The 23,950-nt window shown below is 62.1% G+C and carries 20 protein-coding genes and 1 tRNA gene; 13 read left to right on the top strand and 8 right to left on the bottom strand.

Annotated elements, in window-relative coordinates; translation table 11 throughout:
* Positions 1-22: 22 nt before the first annotated feature.
* Both AC6I97_RS06595 and AC6I97_RS06590 read left to right on the top strand, forming a co-directional pair.
* Complete coding sequence (locus AC6I97_RS06595; protein WP_497944448.1) at positions 23-772, top strand: ABC transporter ATP-binding protein; 750 nt, start codon at positions 23-25, stop codon at positions 770-772.
* Positions 765-2,144: an FtsX-like permease family protein gene (locus AC6I97_RS06590; protein ID WP_497944447.1), complete on the top strand. Its 1,380-nt coding sequence runs from the start codon at positions 765-767 to the stop codon at positions 2,142-2,144. Before AC6I97_RS06595 ends, AC6I97_RS06590 begins: the two co-directional genes overlap by 8 nt.
* Positions 2,145-2,325: 181 nt before the next feature.
* Here AC6I97_RS06590 and AC6I97_RS06585 read toward each other — a convergent pair whose 3' ends face one another.
* The gene (locus AC6I97_RS06585; RefSeq protein ID WP_309925065.1) at positions 2,326-3,345 is read right to left on the bottom strand and encodes a LacI family DNA-binding transcriptional regulator; all 1,020 of its coding nucleotides are present in this window, start codon (positions 3,343-3,345) and stop codon (positions 2,326-2,328) included.
* Between the two features lie 14 nt (positions 3,346-3,359).
* Complete coding sequence (locus tag AC6I97_RS06580) at positions 3,360-4,559, bottom strand: Gfo/Idh/MocA family protein (RefSeq protein ID WP_224088854.1); 1,200 nt, start codon at positions 4,557-4,559, stop codon at positions 3,360-3,362.
* Positions 4,560-4,762: 203 nt separating this feature from the next.
* Here AC6I97_RS06580 and AC6I97_RS06575 point away from each other — a divergent pair, with 203 nt between their 5' ends.
* From AC6I97_RS06575 to AC6I97_RS06560, 4 genes are all read left to right on the top strand, one after another.
* Positions 4,763-5,725, top strand: a complete 963-nt coding sequence (locus AC6I97_RS06575) for a carbohydrate ABC transporter permease (RefSeq protein WP_497944446.1) — start codon at positions 4,763-4,765, stop codon at positions 5,723-5,725.
* Between the two features lie 9 nt (positions 5,726-5,734).
* Positions 5,735-6,661: a carbohydrate ABC transporter permease gene (locus AC6I97_RS06570; protein WP_224088856.1), complete on the top strand. Its 927-nt coding sequence runs from the start codon at positions 5,735-5,737 to the stop codon at positions 6,659-6,661.
* A 72-nt stretch (positions 6,662-6,733) separates the two neighbouring features.
* Positions 6,734-8,083, top strand: coding sequence for an ABC transporter substrate-binding protein (locus tag AC6I97_RS06565; RefSeq protein WP_497944445.1), 1,350 nt, complete (start codon positions 6,734-6,736; stop codon positions 8,081-8,083).
* A gap of 102 nt (positions 8,084-8,185) precedes the next feature.
* Positions 8,186-10,354 (top strand): alpha-galactosidase, encoded by a 2,169-nt coding sequence (locus tag AC6I97_RS06560; RefSeq protein ID WP_497944444.1) that lies wholly within the window; start codon positions 8,186-8,188, stop codon positions 10,352-10,354.
* A gap of 53 nt (positions 10,355-10,407) precedes the next feature.
* Here the strand turns inward: AC6I97_RS06560 and aroQ are convergent, their stop codons facing one another.
* Positions 10,408-10,872, bottom strand: a complete 465-nt coding sequence (gene aroQ, locus AC6I97_RS06555) for a type II 3-dehydroquinate dehydratase (RefSeq protein ID WP_497944443.1) — start codon at positions 10,870-10,872, stop codon at positions 10,408-10,410.
* A 51-nt stretch (positions 10,873-10,923) separates the two neighbouring features.
* Positions 10,924-12,108, bottom strand: coding sequence for a MarP family serine protease (locus AC6I97_RS06550; protein WP_497944442.1), 1,185 nt, complete (start codon positions 12,106-12,108; stop codon positions 10,924-10,926).
* A 235-nt stretch (positions 12,109-12,343) separates the two neighbouring features.
* Here AC6I97_RS06550 and AC6I97_RS06545 point away from each other — a divergent pair, with 235 nt between their 5' ends.
* Entirely contained in the window at positions 12,344-13,021 is a 678-nt protein-coding gene (locus AC6I97_RS06545; protein ID WP_011775987.1) for a Crp/Fnr family transcriptional regulator, read from the top strand.
* 134 nt (positions 13,022-13,155) lie between these two features.
* Here AC6I97_RS06545 and AC6I97_RS06540 read toward each other — a convergent pair whose 3' ends face one another.
* Genes AC6I97_RS06540 through sp36 form a run of 3 tightly spaced genes read right to left on the bottom strand, consistent with a single transcriptional unit; the run spans position 13,156 to position 14,779 of the window.
* Positions 13,156-14,067, bottom strand: a complete 912-nt coding sequence (locus tag AC6I97_RS06540) for an NUDIX hydrolase (protein WP_224165315.1) — start codon at positions 14,065-14,067, stop codon at positions 13,156-13,158.
* Between the two features lie 17 nt (positions 14,068-14,084).
* Positions 14,085-14,621, bottom strand: coding sequence for a RidA family protein (locus tag AC6I97_RS06535; RefSeq protein ID WP_224088861.1), 537 nt, complete (start codon positions 14,619-14,621; stop codon positions 14,085-14,087).
* A 2-nt stretch (positions 14,622-14,623) separates the two neighbouring features.
* Positions 14,624-14,779 carry a Sp36 family protein gene (gene sp36 / locus AC6I97_RS06530; RefSeq protein ID WP_011775990.1) on the bottom strand — a complete coding sequence of 52 codons (156 nt, stop codon included), beginning with the start codon at positions 14,777-14,779 and terminating at the stop codon, positions 14,624-14,626.
* A gap of 37 nt (positions 14,780-14,816) precedes the next feature.
* On the opposite strand from sp36, the gene AC6I97_RS06525 reads away from it, so the two are divergent.
* The 5 genes from AC6I97_RS06525 (at position 14,817) to AC6I97_RS06505 (ending at position 22,032) form a co-directional block, all read left to right on the top strand.
* Entirely contained in the window at positions 14,817-17,117 is a 2,301-nt protein-coding gene (locus AC6I97_RS06525) for a transglycosylase domain-containing protein (protein ID WP_224165316.1), read from the top strand.
* Positions 17,118-17,119: 2 nt separating this feature from the next.
* Positions 17,120-18,067, top strand: coding sequence for a metallophosphoesterase (locus tag AC6I97_RS06520; RefSeq protein WP_497944441.1), 948 nt, complete (start codon positions 17,120-17,122; stop codon positions 18,065-18,067).
* A gap of 184 nt (positions 18,068-18,251) precedes the next feature.
* Complete coding sequence (locus AC6I97_RS06515; protein WP_497944440.1) at positions 18,252-20,051, top strand: ABC transporter ATP-binding protein; 1,800 nt, start codon at positions 18,252-18,254, stop codon at positions 20,049-20,051.
* The gene (locus AC6I97_RS06510; protein ID WP_497944439.1) at positions 20,048-21,880 is read left to right on the top strand and encodes an ABC transporter ATP-binding protein; all 1,833 of its coding nucleotides are present in this window, start codon (positions 20,048-20,050) and stop codon (positions 21,878-21,880) included. Before AC6I97_RS06515 ends, AC6I97_RS06510 begins: the two co-directional genes overlap by 4 nt.
* A 75-nt stretch (positions 21,881-21,955) precedes the next feature.
* A tRNA-Pro gene (locus AC6I97_RS06505) sits at positions 21,956-22,032 on the top strand.
* 279 nt (positions 22,033-22,311) lie between these two features.
* Here the strand turns inward: AC6I97_RS06505 and AC6I97_RS06500 are convergent.
* On the bottom strand, positions 22,312-22,533 hold the full coding sequence (locus tag AC6I97_RS06500) for a hypothetical protein (protein WP_224088866.1): 222 nt from the start codon (positions 22,531-22,533) through the stop codon (positions 22,312-22,314).
* A gap of 124 nt (positions 22,534-22,657) precedes the next feature.
* On the opposite strand from AC6I97_RS06500, the gene AC6I97_RS06495 reads away from it, so the two are divergent.
* Positions 22,658-23,938, top strand: a complete 1,281-nt coding sequence (locus AC6I97_RS06495; RefSeq protein ID WP_224165321.1) for a helix-turn-helix domain-containing protein — start codon at positions 22,658-22,660, stop codon at positions 23,936-23,938.
* Positions 23,939-23,950 lie beyond the last annotated feature (12 nt).

The following is a 23,950-nucleotide window of genomic DNA, read 5'->3' as shown; positions in this document are numbered from 1 at the left end:
GGCCTTTGGGGATGCTGGATTCATGAACGCCATCCTCCACGCCCAGCAACTCACCAAGCACTACCCCGGCAATATCGCGCTCGACCACGTGGACTTCGCCGCAATCGCGGGTGAATCCATTGCAATCATTGGGCCGTCGGGTTCCGGTAAGACCACCCTTCTGCACTGCCTGGCCGGGATTTTGAAGCCCGACGCCGGTACGGTCACCTTGAGCTCGGCGGCCGGACCGATCCGGTTGGATTCCCTCGGAGATGGGGCGCTTTCGCGTCTCCGCCGGGAGGAATTCGGTTTCGTCTTCCAGCAGGGCATGCTGCTCCAGGAACTGACCGCCCTTGAGAACGTGGCTTTGGCGCTGATGCTGAACGGCACCGATCGGACTACCTCCGAGGCCCGTGCGGCGGAGTGGCTGGCGGCCCTTGGCCTGGGCGGCATGGAACAGCGCAGGCTCGGTGAATTGTCCGGCGGGCAGGTCCAGCGGGTGGCCATCGCCCGGGCCCAGGTCACGGGGGCACGCTTCGTCTTCGCCGACGAACCCACAGGTGCCCTGGACTCCGCTACCTCGAATGAAGTCCTGGACGTGTTGCTTCAATCCGTCGCAGCCAATGGTCGGACACTGCTGGTGGTCACGCACGATCCCAACGTGGCAGCACGCTGCCAGCGCGTCGTTGAGCTGCGTGACGGCCGAATCGTAGCGGACACTGGCTGTGCTGTTCCCGCTCCCAGCCAGCCGGCTCCCGCAGCCACGGACTTCAAGGGTGCGTTCAATGTCTAGCCTTGCCCTTGCCCTTCGCCTCGCCCCGTACCTTTCGCGGGGCAGCAGCCTTCGTCAAACCGGGCTGCACCAAACCAAACTGCGCGACGCCGGGTTGCCTGTTCTCGCGTTCGGCACCGTCACGGCACTCCTCTTAACGGTGGCCGGCGGTTCCCAAGTCTTTTGGTCCTGGTCTGATGACATCGCGGGCACATACCAGGCGCTGGCCGTCGTCGCCATGGTTTTGCTCGTTATACCGCTGCTGACGCTCGGCGCCTCTGCAGCGCGACTCGCCGCCCGTCGTCGTGATGACCGCTTGGCCTCCCTTCGCCTCTTGGGCGCCAGCAGCGCCACGGTCATGTGGATGACGATCATGGAGTCAACAGTCCTGGCGGCAATCGGGGCCGTGGCGGGCGCGGGACTGTACGCCTGCGCGGCGCCGTTCCTCGGGCTGATCCAGTTCCGTGGACAGGCGATCGGCAGCCATGCCTGGTTGTCCGTGCCGTCCATCCTGGCCTGTATCCTGGCGGTTTGCCCGCTTGCCGCAGCGAGCGCTGCGCTTGGCCTGCGGAAGGTGGTACTGACGCCACTGGGCGTGCGGACCAGGCAAACGGCCGACGGCGCCCACTGGGTCCGCGGTGTCATCGCGGCTGTGGTGGTGGTGTTCGGAGTTGTGGCCATGGGCATGCTCAGCAGCTTGGGCGCGTTTCTGGTGATTATCGCCGTCATGGGCAGCTGCTTCGGACTGGCGCTGCTTGCACTGAATCTGATGGGGCCATGGGTCCTGCGGCTGCAGGCGTCATCGCAACTCAAGAGGGCAAGGCGTCCCGAACAACTGCTCGCTGCCCGGACAGTCCTGGAAAGTCCCAAGGAATCGTGGCGACAAGTTGGGGGCGTCGCGATGACCAGTTTTGTGGGAGTGTTCGTGGGCGTCGGCATGGCGGTCGCGGACACGATGGGCGGCAGCACGTCGGATGAAACCACGCTGCTGGTGCGTGATATCAACACCGGCGTGATGATCACCCTGCTGGGCTCATTCCTGATGGTGGCCTGTTCCTCGGGCGTGAACCAAGCCGCCGCCGTGCTCGACCGCGCCTCCACCCTCGTCGCCCTGGACCGGGTAGGGATGCCGCAGAAACTAATGGTGGCTGCACGCGTCAGGGCAGTGATGTCGCCGTTGCTCCTGGTGGCGGGCATCTCTGCGGCCGCAGCAGCGGCGTTGGTTCTCCCACTGGCGGGTCCTGCCTTGTTGACCAGGCCCGTGGTGTTCCTGACCGTCGGTGGAGTTTTTGCGGCCGGTTTCCTGTTGGTCCGGCTCGCCCTGGCCGCGGGCACGGCGCAGATCAGCCAAGTACTCGCCCGGCCCGAACGCTACGCCAACATGGACTCGTAACCCCCGATGCTCTCTCACATCGGGGCCCTTTTTGACGGACGCTCTCTCACATCGGAGCCTATTTTGACCGATGTTCTCTCACATCGACCGGCAGGATGTGAGAGAACATCGGCCCTCCAGACGGCAGGAAGTGAGAGAACATCCGCACCAACACGGCAGGATGTGAGAGAACGTTGGATGCTTACTTGCAGCCGCAGGACTGGCGCACGATCAACTCGGTGGGCAGGATGCTGTGCTGCAGTGCCTCTCCCCGGCCCTCCCCCACGAGCGCCCGAACAGCGGCTTCAGCCATGGCCTCAACGGGCTGGGCCACAGTGGTCAACGCCGGCCAACTGTATTCGGAATCAAGGGAACCGTCGAAGGACACCAAGGCAATGTCATCAGGCACCCGAACGCCCGCCTCGTGGAGGGCGCGGAGGATTCCGATGGCTTGCATGTCGTTGCTGGCGAAAATTGCCGTGGGTCGGTTGGCCATGGCGAGGAAACGCTTGCCTACCTCGTAGCCTCCCGGCCTGCTGAACTCGCCATGAAGCATGGGGCCATCCGGCAGTCCAGCGTCACGCAAAGTTCGAAGCCAGCCCACTTCACGCCCGTCGAGCTGGTTACCTGTGTTGGTTCCTATGGCCAGGCCAATGTTTGTGTGGCCGTGGCCTATGAGGTGCTCGACGGCGGCCCGGGCGCCTGCTTCGAGGTCCACACCTACGCTGGTAAACCCTGGGGGCGAACCGGCATTGTTCAGCAACACCGACGGGATTTCCGAGGCTTCAAGGTCGGTCAGGTCGGGGTCGAACACACAGCTGGCCAGGAACACTCCGTCCACTTGCCGTGCGGCAAGGTTGCGGATGTTTTGGCGCTCTTTGGCCAGGCTGCCGCCGGAGTTGGTGAGGACCATGCCGTAGCCAAGTTCTGCCGCAGCATCTTCAACAGCGTGGGCGAGCTGCGAGAAAAAGGGGTTGGTGTTGTCGGGAACAATCACGCCCACGGTTTCGCTTGAGCCGAGCTTCAGAGCCCGCGCTGCAGCGTTGGGACGGTAGCCGAGGATACGGATGGCATCGCGCACTTTGGCTTCCGTCGCCGGGGCCACGTTCTTGGGCCCGCCGTTTACAACATAGCTCACGACGGCGGTACTCACCCCGGCGTACCGGGCCACGTCCTTGCGTGTAACCGGTCCGCGCGGGGTTTGTACTGCCGAAGTTGTCATGAGGTAAATGCTAGCTACAAGGAGGGAGCGTCGCCGAAGTCGCGGATAGGAAGGCGTTCGCCACCGCGGAGGGCGGATTCGTGGGCGACGATGCCGGGCAAGGTGAACCGGGCCGCAACCCAGGCGTTCACGGGCGGCAAGGTCCGGTTGTTGACCGCAGTGACAAAATCGTCCACCAGGAATTGGTGGCTGCCTTCGTGTCCGTTGGGCGCTCCGAGGAATTCTTCCGGAAGCCGTGATTGGTCGTGCACGGGTGCCAGGCCTGAGATGAAGGCATCCCGCAGTTCGGGTGCGACGTCAGCTAGGGACGGGTCATCCGCGGACATGGTCGGTTTCGTCTCCACCTGCTCAGACACGTCTTGCACAGAAGACTTGTCCTGCCACACCGTGGTGGTTGCGAGCTGCTCGAAACTGGCTTCCGTGCCAAAAAAGCGGAAACGGGATTCGCGTAGATGCGAGGGATAGCCGACGCGGCGCATCTCGTTGGTGCGCATCGCACCGCCGTCGTTCATTTCGAACAAGGCCGTAGCATTCGAGAAGTCGTTGGCGAACATGCTGATGTCCTTATCGAAGACGCCATCGCCGCGATCGTCCTTGACCCCAATGCAACTGACGCTGACAGCGTGGGCTGGCACTGCGCCGAGGACGCCGCCGATGGCGTGGGTCGGGTACAGCATGGGCGGGTAGCTCGCCGTTTCCTTCCACCGTTCGCCACCGCTGTACTGGTAGGCCTCGTAGAAACCCAGGTCCATGTCGTGGACGTAGTCGCCTTCGGTGTAGAAGATCCGGCCAAACTTCCCGGCCGCATGCTGTTGCCGGGCGAAGACTGTTGCAGGGTTGTAGTAGCTGGTCTCCCCCATGGCGTAAACAAGCTTGGTGTCGCGCACGGCTTGGATGATCCGTTCGATTTCGGCTTCGGAGATCGCCATCGGCACGGCGGAGTACACGTGCTTGCCGGCGCGCAGCGCCCGCTCGACGAGGGGTCCGTGAGTCCACCGTTGCGTGAAGATGGCGACAGCATCGACGTCGGACTCCAGGAGTTCTTCAAAACTTCCCAACACGCCATCAAGGCCCCAGCGTTCCTGAGCCGCCGTAGCTCGCTCCGGTAGTTCATCCACCACGTAGACGGCACTGACGCCGGGGTGGAGCTTGAAGAGGTGCGCGAACTGGCTGCCGAATTGCCCGACACCTAGAACACCGATCGAAAACGTCATCGTTTGCCTTCCCTGAAGCTGACTCGGCAGCAGTTTGTTGTGACCTTTAGTGGGTTCGCTTGAGTCTTCCATTGCGATCTACTCGAGTCAACAGATTGGACATAAACGAACAAAAAATCCCAAAAAGGGTTGCACAAGCTAAATCTACTCGTGTAGATTCTATCCCAGTTGTTATTCACATCACAGCTAGGAAAGGGTCGACGATGACCACGCTAACCAAGCAACCCGATCCGGGGCTCTCCGTCCCCAGGGGGCCCCGAAAGTCCCGGAAACGGGGAAAACCGTCCGACGGCTTCCGCGGCATCGGGGACCTGAAGGTCGCTCTCTTCTTCATCGCTCCCGCGATGGTCGGATTGATCCTCTTCTACCTCGTGCCGACCATCCGGGGCATCTACCTGAGCTTCACCGAGTACAGCATCCTGGGTGACCCGGAATGGATTGGTGCCAGGAATTACGAACGCATAGCCAAGGATCCGCTGTTCTGGAACGCCCTGGGCGTCACCTCTGAATATGTCGTGATCAACATTGTCCTTCAGACGGCGTTGGCCCTGGGCCTGGCAATCCTGATGCACCGGGTGGCAAAGTCCACACTTATCCGCGGTGCACTCCTGATGCCCTATCTGATGGCCAACGTCATCGCGGCCCTGCTGTGGTTCTGGATGCTTGACTACCAGATCGGAATCATCAATCAGGTCATCGAATGGACCGGGCTGCCTCGGGTGGCCTTCTTCGGCAGCGAGCAATGGGCCATCCCCACCCAGGCACTCATCAATACCTGGCGGCACATGGGCTACACAGCACTACTGATCTTCGCCGGCCTGCAGGCCATCCCCAACAGCGTCTACGAGGCTGCAAGCATCGACGGTTCCAAGGCCGTGAGCACTTTCTGGCGGATCACTCTGCCGCTGCTGCGCCCGGTCCTGGTGCTTGTCCTCGTTGTGACCGTGATCGGTTCCTTCCAGGTCTTCGACACCGTTGCCGTCACCACCGCTGGCGGACCTGTCAACGCGACCCGCGTGCTGCAGTTCTACATCTACCAGCGCGCGTTCAACGAACAGGACTTCGGCTACGGATCCGCCCTGGCCGTCATCCTCTTCCTCATCCTCGCCATCGTTGCCTTCATCCAAATGAAGTTCCTCCGCGGCAACCAGTCTGACCTGGACTAAGGACACGCCATGACCACTCTTGCCTCCCACAAGAACGGCGCCCGCCGTCGTCCTTCCAGCCGCCCCTTCAACTGGCGCCGCGCCATCGCCTTGACCCTTCTCGCCGTTGCCATCGCCGTGAGCATCCTGCCCTTCTACTGGGTGCTTCGCACGGCCCTGTCCTCCAATGGATCCCTCGCAGCGAACTCCGGCAACTTGTTGCCGGCCGACTTCAACCTAGGCGCGTTCAAGCGGGTCTTCGGCCTCCAAAGTGCCTCCGAAGCCATCGCAGAAGGCGGCTCCGGTGCCTCGATCAACTTCTGGCAGTACCTGTGGAATTCGTTGCTCTTCTCAGGCATCACCACAGCCTGCGCCGTGTTCTTCAGTTCGATGGCCGCCTATGCCTTCTCCCGGCTGCGATGGAAGGGCCGCGACGCCGTCTTCTCCCTGTTCCTTGCCACCATGCTCGTCCCGCCGATCTTCACCGCCCTGCCCAACTTCCTGCTCATCAAGAACCTGGGCCTGTTGAATTCCATGCTCGGGCTCGTGCTGCCTTACCTGTTCATGACCCCGTTCGCGATCTTCTTCATGCGCCAGTTCTTCCTGAACATGTCCCGGGAAGTCGAAGAGGCGGCCATGCTCGACGGCGCCAAGCACTGGCGGATCTTCTTCCAGATCATCATGCCCAACGCGGCCGCACCGATCGCGACCCTGGCACTGCTGACCTTCATGGGCCAGTGGAACGAATACTTCTGGCCCCTGCTCGTGGGCACCTCCGAAGAATCCCGGGTGCTCACCGTGGGTCTGGGAGTCTTCAAATCCCAGTCCCCGCAAGGCGCACCGGACTGGTCCGGGCTCATGGCCGCAACGCTCGTGTCCGCCACGCCCGTGCTGATCCTCTTCGCCATCTTCGGCAAACGGATCGTCAACTCCATCGGCTTCAACGGCACCAAATAGCTTTCTCCACCGCACTCCCGCGGCACCGGCATGGGCCGGACCGCACCCCATCCCGTCCTGAAAGGACACACCATGATGAACAAGAAGGCATTCGGCGCTGTCGCCGTAGCAGCAGCCGCCGCTCTCGCCCTGTCCGCCTGTTCGGGCGGAAGCGCCGGAGGAGATGCTGCCAAGGGCGAAATCAGCTACTGGCTCTGGGACGCCAACCAGCTCCCCGCCTACCAACAGTGCGCCGCGGACTTCACCAAGGCCAACCCAGACATCACCGTCAAGATCACCCAGACCGGCTGGGATGACTACTGGTCCAAGATCACCAACGGCATGGCCTCCGGCACCGCGCCGGACGTCTTTACCGACCACCTGTCCAAGTACCCGGACTTCCTCAAGACCAAGCAGCTCGTGGCACTTGACGACGCCGTCACCAAAGACAAGGTAGAGCTTTCGCAGTACAACGAGGGCCTCGCCGACCTCTGGGTGGGCCAGGACGGCAAGCGCTACGGCCTGCCCAAGGACTGGGACACCATCGCACTGTTCTACAACCAGAAGATGGCCACGGACGCCGGCATCACCCCGGAACAGATGGGCTCCCTGAACTGGAACCCGCAGGACAGCGGAACGTACGAGAAGGCGATCGCCCGCCTCACCGTGGACAAGAACGGCAAGCGCGGCGACGAAGCAGGCTTCGACAAGAACAACGTTGCCGTCTACGGATTGGGGCTGCCAGGCTCCGACGCCGAGAACGCCGGCCAGACGCAGTGGAGCTACCTGTCCGCCACCACGGGCTGGACCACCACGGACAAGAACCCCTGGGGCACCCACTTCAACTACGACGACGAGAAACTCCAGGACACCATTGACTGGTGGGCCTCACTCGCTGCGAAGGGCTACATGCCCAAGCTTGAAACCACCGTGGGCGCCAACGCTGCCGATAGCTTCGGCGCGGGGAAAGCTGCCATCAACAGCAATGGTTCCTGGATGATCGGCCAATACACCGGCTACAAGGGCATCGACGTCGGCATCGCCCCCACCCCTCAGGGCCCCGACGGCAAGCGCGCCTCCATGTTCAACGGCCTGGCCGATTCCATCTGGGCCGGCACGAAGAAAAAGGATGCTTCCATCAAGTGGGTCGAGTACCTCGGCTCTGCCGCGTGCCAGGACGTCGTCGCTTCCAAGGCCGTCGTGTTCCCGGCCATCACCACCTCTTCCGAGAAGGCCGCTGACGCCTTCAAGGCCAAGAACGTGGACGTCAGCGCCTTCACCCAGCATGTGAAGGACAAGACCACCTTCATGCTCCCCATCACGGACAACGCCGCCAAGGTTGCGGGAATCATGAAGCCGGCCATGGACGCGGTGATCGCCGGCAAGTCCCCGGCCAGTTCCCTTACGGCCGCCAACGAACAGGTCAACGCCCTCTTCAAGTAAAACCTCCCGTTGTGGCGCCTGCTCTGCGCTCTTTGATGCCCCGTTGGGACGCAGAGCAGGCCTCACAAGTCCAGCACCATCTTTTGAAAGCGATTCATACCCATGCACCCGCTCTATCTCCGTTCCGCAGGTACCAGCCTGGTGATCAGCACTCACCGAGGAGAGGCCGAAATATCCCACTGGGGAGCAGACCTGGGCGACGCCCTTCCGGACCTTTCCATCCTCAGTGAGCCCATCCCTCCTTCCTCGATCGACGCCAACGTGCCGGCCGGGCTCCTTCCCCAGGCTTCCTCCTCGTGGCAGGGCCGGCCGGGATTGCGCGGACACCGGTTCACCGATGGCGTTCCCGGGCATGACTTCTCCGTACGCCTGCGGGCGGTGAGCGCCTACGGGGACGGGGCGTCGGCGGTGATCGTTCAATCAGATCCCGACGCCGGCATCACCGTCACGAGCAACCTCACCTTGCACCCGGGTGGGCTTTTGGAACTACGGCACACAGTCACCAACGACGGCACGTCGCCTTTCCAGGTGGACGAATTGGCGACGATTCTCCCGGTGGCACCGGACGCCGTCGAGCTTTTGGACCTTACCGGCCGTTGGTGCCGCGAACGGCACCCACAGCGCAGGGCCATCCAGCAAGGAACCTGGGTCCGCACTGGCCGTCACGGCCGCACTGGGCACGATTCCTCGCTGCTGCTCGCGGCAGGAACCGCAGGCTTCGGCAACCGGCACGGCAAAGTCTGGGCCACGCATTTGGCGTGGAGCGGAAACCACGAGCAATTTGCTGACAGCGTGGCCGATGGCCGCACCATGATCGGCGGTTCCGAACTCCTTGGTCCCGCAGAAGTAGTGCTGCAACCCGGTGAAAGCTACACGACGCCGGCGTTGTTTGCCGCCTACTCCGGCCACGGTTTGGACGGCATCAGTGAAGCCTTCTACAGCTGGTTCCGGTCACGCCCGCACCACGTGGACGTCGCTGCAAAACCGCGGCCAGTGGTCCTCAACACCTGGGAAGCGGTGTACTTCGACCACAAACTGGACACCCTGATCGAGCTGGCGGAATCGGCTGCAGACCTTGGCGTTGAGCGTTTCGTGCTCGACGACGGGTGGTTCCGCGGACGCCGGGACGACCACGCCGGGCTGGGTGACTGGTACGTCGATGAAACCCTTTGGCCAAGCGGCCTGACGCCATTAATTGATGCAGTGACTTCGCGCGGGATGGAGTTTGGCCTATGGGTTGAACCGGAGATGGTGAACCTTGACTCCGACATCGCCCGCGCCCACCCCGAGTGGATCGTTGGACCTTCTGCCCTGTCCTTCAAGGACGGTGGCCGGCTGCCTCTCGAATGGCGACACCAGCACATCATTGACCTCGTGAACCCCGAAGCATGGCAGTACGTTTTTGATCGGATTGACAGCCTGCTGCGTGAAAACAACATCAGTTACCTCAAGTGGGACCAAAACCGGGACCTCGTGGAGCACGGCCATGCCGGCCGATCGTCCGTGCATGAACAGACCCTTGCCGCTTACCGGCTCTTCGATGCCCTCCGTGCAGCGCACCCGGGCGTCGAGATCGAAAGTTGCTCCTCCGGTGGCGCCCGCGTGGACCTTGGAATCCTGGAACGCACCGACCGGATCTGGGCCTCGGACTGCAATGACGCGTTGGAGCGGCAAACCATCCAGCGCTGGACCGGTTTGGTGGTTCCCCCGGAGCTGGTGGGCGGACACATCGGACCGACCTCCTCGCACACCACGGCCCGGACGCATGACTTGTCGTTCCGGGCCATCACGGCGCTTTTTGGCCATTTCGGCATGGAATGGGACATCCGGGAAGTCCAGGGGGCTGAGCGTGAGGAACTCAAGCGGTTCATCACCCTGTACAAAGAGCACCGGGGGTTGATCCACAGTGGACGGATGGTGCGGGCCGATGTGCCGGACGAGTCCATGATGCTGCACGGCGTGGTGGCTGACGCTCCAACGTCCGGTGCCACGGCTGCTCTGTTCGCCGTAGTCAAGACCCGGACAGGCTTTAGCGAACTGCCCGGACGGGTGACCATTCCAGGGTTGGATCCTGCCCGCTCATACCGGGTAGAGGCGATCTTCCCAGCACCCGGGGATGCCGACTACGGGCACACGTTCACTGAGGCAAAGCCGGCGCCGTGGGTGGCGTCCGGGGCTGAAGCTTCGGGACGCTTCCTGGGCGAGGTGGGCCTTCCGATGCCCGTCTTGAACCCGGAGCACGCGCTTTTGCTGCGGTTCACTGCCCTGTAGCCCTCTCTCACGTCCTGACGGCTCCCCGGGAACCCTCTCTCACTTCCGCCCGGCTATACCGTTTCAGCCAGGTAATCAATGGCCAGCTTGTAACCGAGCACGCCCGCGCCCACGATGATCGCGTTGCACACGCCGGACAAGTAGGAGTGGTGCCGGAACTCTTCGCGCTGATGAACGTTGGTGATGTGTACTTCAACGGCGGGCAGCTGAACCGCGGCCAGGGCGTCACGAAGTGCCACCGACGTGTGGGTGAAGGCACCGGCATTGATGACGATTCCCGACGCCGTTCCGCGTGCTGCATGGATGGCGTCGAGGATGTCCCCTTCGTGGTTGGACTGAACGCAGTCCACCGTGAAGCCATGCGCGGCCGCCGCTGACATTGCCAGCTGCTCGACGTCGGCGAGCGTGGAAGTGCCGTACTTCTCGGGCTCCCTGGTGCCCAAAAGGTTAAGGTTCGGTCCGTTGATCACAAGAATGGTGCCGCGACCAGCTTCGGTGGCGGGGGTGGCTTCAGTCATGACTCCCAATCTATTAGGCGACGGGAGAATGTCCGGGAATTGCCCTCAAAGTTACTTGCGTGTGCACTGCCCGGGCGAAACCGGAGCGCTAAGACCTGAAGCTTGGGCAGCCACGGGCTGGATGTCCTCCATGGTGAGCGCGAAGCCAACCGCAGCATCAGTAGTGGTCTTGGCAAAGATCAATCCGGCTACCTGCCCCTGCATGGTGAGCAGCGGCCCTCCCGAGTTACCGGGTTGAACGTCGCCCGCAAGCTTGTAGACCAACTCCGGAGAGGGATTGCTGCCATAAATATCAGGAACAAGAATGGTCGAAATTCCTTGGACGGTTGCCGGTTTGGACTGGAACGGACCTCCATGCGGGTAGCCGGCAAAAGCTGCCGGGCTGCCGGCGGCCAGGTCTGGACTCAGCTGAAGCGGATCCGATGAAAGTCCGTCCACGGCCAAAACCGCGATATCCCGCTGGGAGTCGAAGTAGACCACCCGACCCGGCAACGCGCCGCCGTCGGGAATCTCGACCACCGGCTGCGACACGCCCGCCACAACGTGTGCATTGGTCACGACGCGCCCGGGCGCCACCACAAATCCGGATCCCGTCTGGTTCTGGCCGCATTCAAAAGCCGTGCCCGCGATCTTCAGGACGGACTCGGCGGCCTGGTTCAGGGCTGGAGTGTCAGTGGACTCGTTGGGAACCGGAACCGGCGTCGCTGGGCCGAAGCCCTCAATCAGCTTGGGAATACCGTCGCCGATCACCGTTGATCGCAGTTGTGCCATCGTGGTTTTCACCGGCGTCGGCGTCAACGAATCGATGTATCGGATGACGCGCGACTGGGCCAACTGCTGTGAGACGAACGGCACACCAAGCGAACTGATGCTGAACGCCAGCATGGACATCACCAGAGCGGCAACCACCACGCTGACAACGCCGCCAATCAACCGGTCAGCGGCGTGCAACGGCTTGATCCGCACAGCATGGCGGACTTTTCGCCCGATCATGGTCCCCAGCCCATGGCCCAAAGCAATGAGCACGACGGCGGCACCCACCGTTGCGGTCAGCCTCCAACCGCTGTCGCTCACCCAGCCGCTCACCAGTGGAACAGCCATGAATGCAGCAATCGCGCCGACCACAAAACCGGCAATTCCGCCCAGTGTCACCAGGAAGCCATTTCGCAGGCCATAGATCAGGTAGGACAGCAGCATCAAGATCAATGCCAAATCCAAAATCGTCAAGCCAAACACCAATGCTCCTCGTAACCGGGTAGCGCCAATTGTAGATGGGCACCCTGACAGGGAACCGTTAGTCCCATCACGATAAGGGGTCGCTCCGAGCGTTCAAAGGCACGGCAAACAAGGCCCGATAGGGGCAAAAACCGCGCCGTTTCAGCGTTTCGCCTGCCAAGTACGTCACAGAAGCTTAAAAATTCTGAAACAATGGCTGGAGCGCCACGACCGAAACTTATATTCAGGAGATTTCATGGACATCGAGGTATTGCGCCGCGCACCCCTCTTCGCCACCCTTGACGACGACGCATTCCGCTTGCTGACGGACGAACTCACCGAGGTGGACCTCTCACGCGGGGCTTCGGTATTCCGCGAAGGCGACCAGGGTGACCAGCTGTACTTCATCGTTTCCGGCAAGGTAAAGCTCGGCCGCACCTCCCCCGATGGCCGCGAGTCCCTGTTGGCCATCCTCGGCCCGGGAGAACTCTTCGGCGAAATGGCGTTGTTCGACCCCAGCCCCCGCACCGCCACGGCCACCGCCGTCTCCGAAACGCGCCTGGCAGGATTGAAGAACGAAAGCCTCAACGCGCTGCTCCGCACACGTCCCGAGGTTTCCGCGCAGTTGTTGCAGGCCCTCGCCCGCAGGCTCCGCCGCACCAACGATTCCCTGTCCGACCTCGTTTTCTCGGACGTCCCGGGCCGCGTCGCCAAGGCGCTCCTGGACCTGGCTGACCGCTTCGGCCGTCCGGCCACCGACGGCGTCCTGGTTGCCCATGAACTGACGCAGGAAGAACTCGCCCAGCTGGTGGGCGCTTCCCGCGAAACCGTCAACAAGGCACTGGCCGAGTTCGTCCAGCGCGGATGGCTGCGTCTGGAAGCGCGCGCCGTCGTCATTCTGGACATGCAGCGACTCCGCCAGCGTTCGCGCTAGCCCCTACAAAAGAGCCGCTCCGGTGATGAACCGGGGCGGCTTTTTTCGTCGGGAAGTGAGAGAAGATCCGCCAAAACCCGTCGGGATGTGAGAGAGAATCCGCCAAAACCCGTCGGGAAGTGAGAGAAGATCCGTTAGCGCTCCCGCTGCGGCTCTCCGGCTACAGTCCTGGCGGCTTCGACCTCGAGCATGAGAATCCCGCCCTCGTCCACCAGTTTGGGTTGGTACACGTGGGCTTTGCGCTTGTAGCTCAGGTAGGCGATGCAGCCGTTGGCGTGGGCCATTTTTTCGAGCATGATTTCGGACCCCGGGACCAGGAGCTGGCCGAGGGTGAGTCCGACCGTGTTTTCCTGGGCTATTTCGTCACCGAGGGCCGTGGTGTCGCGGAGGGCGATGGCTTCCGCGGCGCACACCCAACGGCCCCAGACTCCCTTGCTGCCCAGGATGCTCGGCTGCTGGTTCACGGGGACCGTGGCGGCAAAATAGCGCGTGTTGAAACGGGTATGCGCGAAGTCGGGGCTGAGCCAGTTGACCAGGGGCTTCAGCAGGTCCGTGCGCAGTGAAAGGCCACGCTTGGCCAGCACTTCGCTGAAGGACTTCTCCTGGCTGGATACGGCTTCCCTGGCTTTCATCCATTCCACGGTGGAGTTGGCCTCCACGGTGGAGGAAGCGTCGGGGCCGGCAAGGAGAACGCCGGTTTCCTCGAAGAGTTCGCGGATTGCGCCCACCACGTGGCGGCGGGCGAGTCCGACGTCGTCCGTTCCCATATGCTCAGCCCAGGACTGGGGTGAGGGACCCAACCAATCGATGGGGTCGTCGTCGGACGGGTCCAGGGATCCGCCCGGGAACGCGACGACACCCAGCGGCGAGGAGCCTGGCCTGTAACCAAGCCAGGTCTCCAGACCGGTGGGTGAGTCCCGCAAGAGGACGACGGATGATGCGTAGCGGGCGGCCCTGGGGGTCCGCTCGCCGAGCTCAAGCCAGTTTCGTGCCGCCCCTTCGAGTGCCGGGGGGAGTGCGAACAGGCGGCGGGCAAGCTGCGGCAATTGGGTGAACCGGTTCCTTAGCTGAATTCAGCGATGAGCTCGACTTCGACGGGAGAGTCGAGCGGCAGGACGGAAACACCGACGGCGGAGCGTGCGTGCTTGCCGGCGTCGCCCAATACCTGGCCGAGAAGTTCGGAGGCGCCGTTGATGACTCCGGGCTGGCCGGTAAACGTGGGTTCGGATGCAACAAAGCCAACTACTTTGACGATGCGGGTGATGCGGTCGAGGTCGCCGATGACGCTCTTGACGGCAGCGAGGGCGTTGATGGCACAAACAGCGGCGTAGCGCTTGGCATCCTCAGGATCGACTGTTGGTTCATCAGAGGTACCCAACTCGCCGAGCGAGACCTTGCCCGTAGCTTCGAGTTTGCCATTAATAAAGGGCAGCTGGCCGGACGTGTAAACGTAGTTGCCGGAGACGACCGCCGGCACGTAGTCGGCAACCGGCGTGGCGACCTCGGGAAGGGTCAAGCCGAGCTCGGCGAGACGCTGCTCAACAGCCGACGTCGGAGCGCCGGATTCCGCGGCAGACGTGGTTTCTGCGGGGGTTGTCATGATTACTGCTTCTCCCTCTTCAGGTATGCAACAAGGCCTTTGCCATCGGGTCCACCGACGACCTGGACAAGCTCCCAGCCGTCCTCGCCCCATTGGTCCAGAATCTGCTTCGTGGCGTGGATAATGAGCGGAATCGTGGCGTACTCCCATTTGGTCATGACAGAAAGCCTAGCCCTTGCCGGTAAAGTGGAAAACATGGTGACTCGCAAGAACCCCATATTCGACACTGCCACCACCCTCGGAAAGATTCTAGGTTTCCTTGGCGTGAGCGCGATTTGTGGCGTCCTGGTGGCGGGCCTGTTGGTCCCCGCAGCCGCCGTTTCGGGCAGTGCCGCAAGTGGTTCCATCCAGTTCTTTGACACTCTGCCGGCGGAGCTGCAGGTGGATCCGCCCAGCCAGAACACGACGATTCTGGCGAAGGACGGTACGCCGATCGCCTCCATCTACGCGGAGAACCGTACCAAGGTTCCGCTGGACCAAATGAGCCCGTTCATCAAGGACGCTGTCATCGCCATCGAGGACAGCCGTTTTTATGAGCACGGCGGCATCGATACCACCGGCATCATGCGAGCCATCGTGAGCACCGCCCGCGGCAACAAGCAGGGCGCGTCCACCATTACGCAGCAATACGTTAACAACGTCATCAATGAGTCGCTTGTGGCCTCCGGCAAGGACGAAGACGTCAAGCTGAACGGCCTGAACAAGGGCGTCGGCGATAAGCTCCGCGAGATGAAGCTGGCCATCGCCCTGGAGAAGAAGTTCTCCAAGGAGCAGATCCTTGAGGGCTACCTCAACATCGTCTTCTTCAACCGTGACGCGTATGGCATTGAAGCTGCCTCCAAGTTCTTCTTCAGCACTACTGCGAAGGATCTGACACTTCCGCAGGCAGCCTTGCTCGCTGGTTTGGTGAACAGCCCGTCCGCCTTCGATCCGATCACCAACCCGGATAACTCCAAGAAGCGGCGCGACCTCGTGCTGGCTGCCATGGTGAACCAGGGCAAGATCTCCCAGGCTGAGTACGACGAAGCGGTAGCCACCCCTGTCACCACCAAGGTCACTCCCGCACGCCAGGGTTGCGCGTACGCCACCATGGCTCCGTATTTCTGCGACTACGTGCTCCACTTGCTCTTGAACAACCCGGCGTACGGCGAGACCTCGGACGAGCGCGAAAAGCGGGTGATGCGCGGTGGCCTGACTATCCGGACCACCCTTGATCCCACTGCGCAGACCGTTGCCCAGCAGCAGGTTGATGGGACAGCCGGCGCCAACCCGGACAAGTGGGGTGCCTCGATCGTCTCGGTCCAACCGGGTACCGGCCAGATCGTCAGCATGGCCCAGAACACTGTCTGGCTGCCCCAAGAGGGCAAGTTCGATCAGACCCAGAACTTCAATGTGGACGTCCTCGATGCCGAGGGCAACGACCTCAATGGCATCGGCGGTTTCCAGCCCGGTTCTACGATGAAGCCGTTTACGTTCGCTGAATGGCTGAACGAGGGCAAGTCGATGAATACGACGATTAATGCTTCGGTCCGCAGGTACCCCCAAAACTTCCGGTGGCGGAATACCTGTCCTGCACCCACAGTTGGCTGGTACGACGCCACCAACGGCACATTCGACCTGCAGAACTCGGACGAGGGTTACTACAGAAACATGACGGTCCTGTACGGCCTCATGAACTCGATCAACACAGCCACCTTTGCTTCTGCTTCCCAGCTGGACCTGTGTGGCATCCAGGGCATTGTCGATGCCACGGGCATCCATGGCGGCCTGCCTGCACGGGATGACACCGGTAAGATCACGGATCCCAACCCCAAGGTGCCCATGACCACTCTGGGTAACCTCATTGGTTCCACCCAGACTGCACCTCTCACCATGGCAACGGCGTTCGCCACGTTCGCTGCCGATGGCAAGTACTGTGCGCCAATCGCGATTACTTCGGTGAAGGACCAGTCCGGCGCCGATCTCCCGGCGCAATCCTCCAACTGCAAGGATGCCGTCAAACCTGAAGTTGCCCGGGGCGTGGCGTATGCCATGCAGGAAGTCTTGAACGCCGGTTCGGGTTCGCTGATCCGCCCTGCCCTTTCCACGCGTAACAACTTCCCCGTAGCCGCCAAGACCGGTACCAACGACACCAACGGTTCCACCTGGGTTGTCGGCTACACCACCGGGTTGGCAACGGCTTCCTGGTTCGGTGACCCTTTGGGTGACCAGAAGCGACCGGGCCGGAACCTGACCGTCAACGGCAAGTTCTACCAGTCGATCGACGGTTACATGATTGCTGGTCCGCAGTTCACCAACTACATGCTGGCCGTTGCTCCTGCATATGGCACCAACCCGTTCCAGGCGCCCCCGTCCAACCTCCTCGGAGGTTCAACTCCGCAGCGCAGTACCGCCCCGGCACCTACGCAAAACAATCCCGCCCCGCCGGCACCCCCTACCAACACTGGCGGCAATAGCGGCAATGGCGGCAACGGCAACGGCCCTGGCAAGGACTAACCGTGCAGTTCCCTGATTCCCTGGCAAACCGCGTCCGCACTATCGGGCGCGGTTTCGCCGTCACCACTGCCCTCGGTGCCACTGCCGGCGCGGCAGCTGCTGCCTACGGTTGGTGGGAAAAGGACCAGTTCGGGGTCCGTCATGAGACTCTCCCCATCCTCCCCGAAGGGTCTGAGCCGTTCCGCGTACTGCACCTGAGCGATATCCATTTCGTTCCCGGACAGGACAAGAAAACCCGGTGGCTGCAGTCTTTGGTGGATTTGAAGCCCGATCTTGTAGTCAACACCGGAGACAACCTCAGCCATGAACAGGCCGTGGATCCGCTGATCAGCGCCCTCCGGCCTCTCATGGAATTTCCCGGCGTCTTCGTCCCGGGCTCCAACGACTATTACGCACCCAGGATCAAGAACCCTGCGGGCTACTTCCGCGGACCGTCGAAGCTCAGGACCGATCCCATCAAGCTCGACTGGCCCAGATTGCGGTCTGCTTTCGGCATGGGAGGCTGGATCGACCTCACCAACCGTGCGCAGTCGGTGGTGTTGAACGGCCTGCGTTTCGATTTCTCGGGCGTAGACGATCCCCACTTGAAGCGCGAACGTTATGCCGGTTGGCCCCGCGGCACCGTGAACCAGGATGCCCGTCCCCACCTGAGGGTCGCGGTCATCCATGCGCCGTACCAGCGCGTCCTGGACCACTTCACGGAAGCCGAAGCAGATCTGATCCTCGCTGGACATACTCACGGCGGCCAGATCTGCATCCCGGGTTACGGCGCTCTCGTCTCCAACTGCGACCTGCCGACATGGCGGGCCAAGGGCCTCCACGATTGGGAAAGCGACGGATTCACGACGCCGGTGAACGTCTCAGGCGGCATTGGCACCTCGCGCTACGCCCCGGTCCGGATCGCGTGCCGCCCGGAAGCGGTCCTGCTGACACTCACGGCCCGCAGCTAATCGCCGCGCGCAGCTAAAACGCCGCGCGCATCTCAACGCATGGACCATTACGAATCCCAATAACTGGGGAACTTTCCACATACCAAAGTGTGGTCCTGTGAAACGAATCACGGCATGGCATAGGGTAGTTGCTACGGGAAACTACCTCCGCACCATCTGAAGATCCAGCTGTTGAGAAGCGGGCATGTCCAAACAAACGTCATTCTTCACATCCGTCGGCCGCCTGTACCCTCATGTGCGGCCCATCCTCCCCCGGCTTTTTATGGGCCTCCTCTGTGCACTGCTCGCCAGCATCGTCGCGCTGACCATCCCCCAGGTGCTGCGTGTATTGGTCAACACGTCGCTTCAACCCGGGGGTGACCCAGGCGCTGTCTGGGTTGCCGCCGTCGTGATTCTTGCGCTTGGTGCGGCCGAAGCCGGACTGGTGGCCTTGCGCAGGCAGTTCGTGATCAACCCGGCCACGACGGTTGAGACGAGGATGCGAGTATCGCTGTACGGTCACCTCCAGCAGCTCACAGTGTCTTTCCATGATCGCTGGGGCTCCGGCCAGTTGCTGTCCCGCGCCATGACGGACTTGAGTTTTCTGCGCCGCTGGATGGCGTTCGGCGCGATCATGCTGGTGGTCACCACTTTGACAGTGATTATTGGCGTCGGAGTCATGTTCTCCATGAGTTGGCAACTGGCGTTGATCTTCCTCGGCGCGGCTGTGCCGATCATGGTCAATTCGTTCCGCTTCCGCCGTCGCTTCAGCCGGGTCACACGGCTCAGCCAGGATCAGGCGGGCGATCTTGCTACCACCGTGGAAGAGTCCGTCCACGGCATCCGCGTCCTGAAGGCTTTCGGCCGCAGCCGCGAAGCGCTGAAGAATTTCAACGGCCAGGCGGAAGAGCTGAGGCAGACGGAGATTGCCAAGGCGAAGCAGCAGGCCGGCTTCACGCTGGTGGTCACGTTGCTGCCTGAGTTGGCACTGGGCGTCGGACTGGTGGTGGGCATCATGCTCGCAGCAAGCGGACAGTTGAGTATCGGCTCGCTGGTTGCGTTCTTCGCGACCGCCGCCGTGGTGGCCACTCCCGTGGAATTTTCCGGCATGCTCCTGGCCATGGCACTGACTGCCAAGACTGCACTGGACCGCCACTTCGAAGTCATGGATACCGAGAACACCATCACTTCGCCGGATCATGCCGAGGTGCCGGCAACGGTGACGGGAGCCTTGCGCTTTGAGCACGCGGGCTTCGGATTCGACGACGGCGGGACGCTCCTGCACGACATCACCCTGGACATTCGTCCGGGCGAAACCATGGCGCTGGTGGGCATCACCGGCAGTGGCAAGAGCGCCCTGCTCCAACTGGTCCCCCGCCTGTACGACGTCACGGAAGGCTCGGTGACGATTGACGGCGTGGACGTCCGCGACTACGACATCGAGGAACTCCGACGCATCGTGGCGGTGGCTTTCGAGGACACCACGTTGTTCTCAAGCTCGGTACGGGACAACGTCCTGCTCGGCGCCGCTGAGCCCAGCGAGGCCGCCCTTGATGAAGCTTTGGACGTCGCCCAAGCCCACTTCGCGTACTCTTTGCCGGACGGTGTCGACACCCTGATTGGTGAGGAAGGATTGAGCCTTTCAGGTGGCCAGCGGCAGCGCATTGCCCTCGCCAGGGCCATCGCTGCGAAGCCAAAAGTCCTGGTCCTGGACGATCCTCTTTCGGCCTTGGACGTCAACACTGAGGAACGCGTGGAAGCAAGGCTGCGCGAGGTACTTCACGAGACAACGACGCTGATCGTCGCACACCGGCCTTCGACCGTGGCATTGGCGGACCGCGTGGCATTGCTTGAGAACGGAACCATCACCGCAGTCGGAACCCACACGGAACTGTTGGCCGAAAACGCCCACTACCGCTACGTCATCGCAAGCCTGGATACCGGTCCCCGAGACCTGGACAGCGAACTGGACGAGCTCGAAGACGCCGAGGAGGCCCGCCGGTGAGCGCCACAACCTTTGGAACCGCCAACGAGGACAACACGCTCCTGAGCAAAGCCGACAGCAAAGCAGTACGACGCCGGTCACTCGCCTTGCTGGGCTCGCTGATCCGCCCGGTGCGGTTGCGTTTCTGGATGACGATCGTGATGGTGGTGGTTTCGCAGCTCACGCGCGTTGCAGGGCCGGCCCTGATCGCCTTTGGGATCGACACCGCCTTGCCCGCATTGCAAGCCGGTGACAATGGACCGTTGGTGCTCGCCGGTGCTTTGTACTTGGCTGCGGCCGTTGCCACGGCTGCCATGACGGCCCTCTACGTAACGTCCACAGCCCAATTGAGCCAGGCCATGCTGCTGGACCTCCGGGTCCGCGTCTTCAGGCACACCCAGCGGTTGAGCCTTGAATTCCATGAGAAGTACACGTCCGGCCGCATCATCGCCCGTCAAACCTCGGACCTCGAAGCGCTGCGGGAATTGCTGGACTCCGGCGTAAGCTCCCTCGCGTCGGGCATGCTGTTCATGCTCTTCACGGCCTTCACGGTATTTGCCTTGGACTGGCGCAGTGGATTGATCATGCTTGCGGCGGGTGTGCCCATGTTCTTCCTCGCGCGCTGGTACCAAAAGCATTCACAGATTGCCTTCCGGGAATCCCGCGTGGTTTCGGCGCGGTTGATCGTGCACTTCGTGGAAACCATGACCGGTATCCGTGCAGTGAAGGCGTTCCGCAAGGAGCGTGAGAACGCTGACCGCTATGGCGCACTGGCTGAGGACTACCGCAAGAACACCGTCCGCTCCATCAACCTGAACGGCATCTTCCAGCCGGGACTGGTGCTGATCGGCAACGTGTGTGTGGCTGCAGTCCTGTTGTTCGGCGGGTTCAGGGTGCTCAGCGGAGACCTCGCCGTGGGCGTCCTCCTGGCCCTCATCCTGTCCACCAAGCGCTTCTTCCAGCCGGTGGACCAGATGGCCATGTTCTACAACTCTTTCCAGAGCGCACAGGCGGCATTGGAAAAAGTATCCGGGCTCCTGGAGGAAGTGCCTACCGTCCGGCCTCCGAAGAACCCTGTGCCGCTGAACAGTTCACGCGGAGAGATCGACTTCAAGGGTGTGCAGTTCGGGTACAGCGATGGCAAGGTGGTCGTGCCCAAACTGGACCTGCACATTCCCGCTGGCCAAACCGTTGCCCTGGTCGGGCAGACAGGCGCCGGTAAGTCCACCTTGGCCAAACTCGTTGCGCGCTTCTACGACGTCACGTCCGGCTCCATCACTTTGGACGGAGTTGACCTTCGCGACCTCGCTACCACCGACCTTCGGCGGGCAGTGGTCATGGTGACCCAGGAAGCCTTCCTGTTCAGTGGCTCCGTGGCGGAGAACATCGCATTGGGACGACCTGAAGCTTCCCGAGCCGAAATAGAGGCTGCGGCTAAAGCAGTGGGCGCCCATGAATTCATCCTGAGCTTGCCCGAGGGATATGACACGGATGTCAATAAGCGTGGTGGGCGCGTCTCATCGGGCCAGCGCCAACTTATCGGCTTCGCCAGGGCCTTCCTCGCCGCGCCGGCCGTCCTGATTCTGGACGAAGCAACGTCGTCGCTGGATATTCCTTCGGAGCGGATGGTTCAGGCAGGGCTTGCGCATCTTCTGGAGGGTGTCGCCGGCCAGAATGCTGCCCGCACTGCCATCATCATCGCCCACCGTCTCTCCACTGTGGAGACAGCAGACAGGGTGCTGGTGGTCCACGACGGCCGGATTGTCGAGGACGGAACACCGGCCGAGCTGATCACTGGTGGCGGCCGGTTTGCGCGGCTTCATGGTGCATGGAGGGACTCGCTCGTGTGAGGAGCGACACCGCCTTCTCGATTTCGCATCCCGCAGCGATTCAGCTATCCTTGAACAGTTGCTTTCGCAGCGGATCGGGATGTAGCGCAGCTTGGTAGCGCGCTTCGTTCGGGACGAAGAGGTCGCAGGTTCAAATCCTGTCATCCCGACCAAATACGAAAATGGCGTCGAGAAATCGGCGCCATTTTTTGTTTGCCCGGATCCCCCGGATTCCCTGGGGTCCCCCGGAGCCGCCACTCCCGACGCGCTTCCACCACGTTTCGCATCTTCGCCCGCGCCACGCGTCCCCGACGGCGACTCCCAAATCCGGGTGTCGCCTGCCGTTTGCCGACTCCTGGGCGAATGTGGGTGTCGCCGGAGCACTCCCGGGCAAAAGAAAACCCCGGAGCATCGCTCGTCACGCTCCGGGGTTTTCCTCAGTAGTTACTGATTTACATAGGATCCGGCCAGTTGCCGATGGACGACGTCGTGTACGTCGTGTCACCGGACTTGGTAGGTGCCGTGGTGGTGGACCTCATAGGATCGGGCCAGTTACCAATAGCACTTACCGAGCCGGAATCTGCCGCTGCAGCAGCAGAGACGACTGCGGGAGCCGCAACCGTAAAAGCGAGAGCGCCTGCCAAGGCCACAGAAGCAGCCATTTTCTTGAACATATTGTTCCCCAATGCGAGTCGGATTCGTTACGGAAATTGCACGGTCCCTGTTGACATACATTGTAAAATGTTTTCCACAGAGACTGTCAAGGTTTAGGTCAAAAGACACCTGTAGGAGGGCCCCGTGGGAAACGGATTCGGCGAGAAGCTACGTGCCGAACGGCTCGAACGCGGGTTGACGCAGGCAGAACTGGGCAAAAACCTGTATTCCCCGAGCTACATTTCGCTGCTAGAAACAGGTCGACGCGAGCCTACTGCCGAGGTCATCGAGGAGCTGGCACGCAGGCTTGAGTTGGCGCCCAAGGCGTTGGAAGCCTGGAGCCAGCCCGTTTCGGTGAGCGATGCAGAGTACGTGCTCGCCGGCTTGTATGCCCGGCAAGCATGGGACCTGCGCGACTACCAACTCGCAGCAAGCCACGCAGCCACTGCGGCGCAGATCGCACTCGAGGCGAAGAACAACAGCGCCTGGTGGAACATGACCTACATGCAGGCCGAATGCGTGATGAAGCAAGGCCAGCTCAAAGAATGCCAACAAATTGTTGAGCACTTGCTGGAACATCCCATGGCCACGGAATCTGCGGGCCTTGGCGTGCGGGCATGGCAGATGCTTGCCGCAGTCTGTCACGGACAGGGTCAGCTGGCCACCGCCGTCGAGCATGCAAAGAAGGCCGTGCAACTGTCCGAACAGCTGCCCAAGGGATCCACGCTGATCATCGGCGCGCACCGCGCGCTGATCGGCGCCCTCGCGGAGAGCGGCAAGCTGGATGAAGCATGGCAGTACTGCCTGACCATGATCGAGCACATGGACGAGCACTCTATGTCCCAACTGGCCGGCGAGGTCGCGTGGGTAGTGGGCAACGTTGCTTTCATGCGACACGACTACGTGGAGGGTATCAAGCACCACGAGCGCGCGGCGAAGCTGCTCTCCCCCGCCAACGACATCGAACTGTGGGCCCGTTTCAACAAGGCATCGGCAGCCGTCAGGTTGTCCTCCGGCATTGTTGAGCCCGAAACCCTGTCCGCGATTGAACGTGCTGAGCTGGCGTTGTCTATCGTCGGGGGAAACAAGACGGACCAGCTTGAAGTAGCGTTCATCCGCGCCCGCTGGCTATACCTGACGGGCGATATTCCGGCCGCGGTGGACAAGCTTCGCGAGATCTACAAGGACCGCAAGGTGTTGGCCCGCCACACTGCTGGAGAGGTCTCGCTGTTGCTGGGAAAGTCCTTGAAGGCAGCAGGTGAAACCACGGAGGCCCTGCACTACCTGGAAGAGGCCCAGCACGACTTCAGTGCAGCCGGCGCCTCGGACCGGGTCCAGCAAGCCATGGATGCTGTCCTGGAGATCCGCCTGGCGGAACGCCGCGCCGCTGCATCACACCCCGAAGCGCACTCCGAAGCAAGCTAAACCCAAGTACGT

Source organism: Arthrobacter sp. TmtSoilC48, assembly GCF_059739425.1.
The sequence above is the reverse complement of the archived record's forward strand: the minus strand, read 5'-3'. Positions and strand labels throughout refer to the sequence as shown.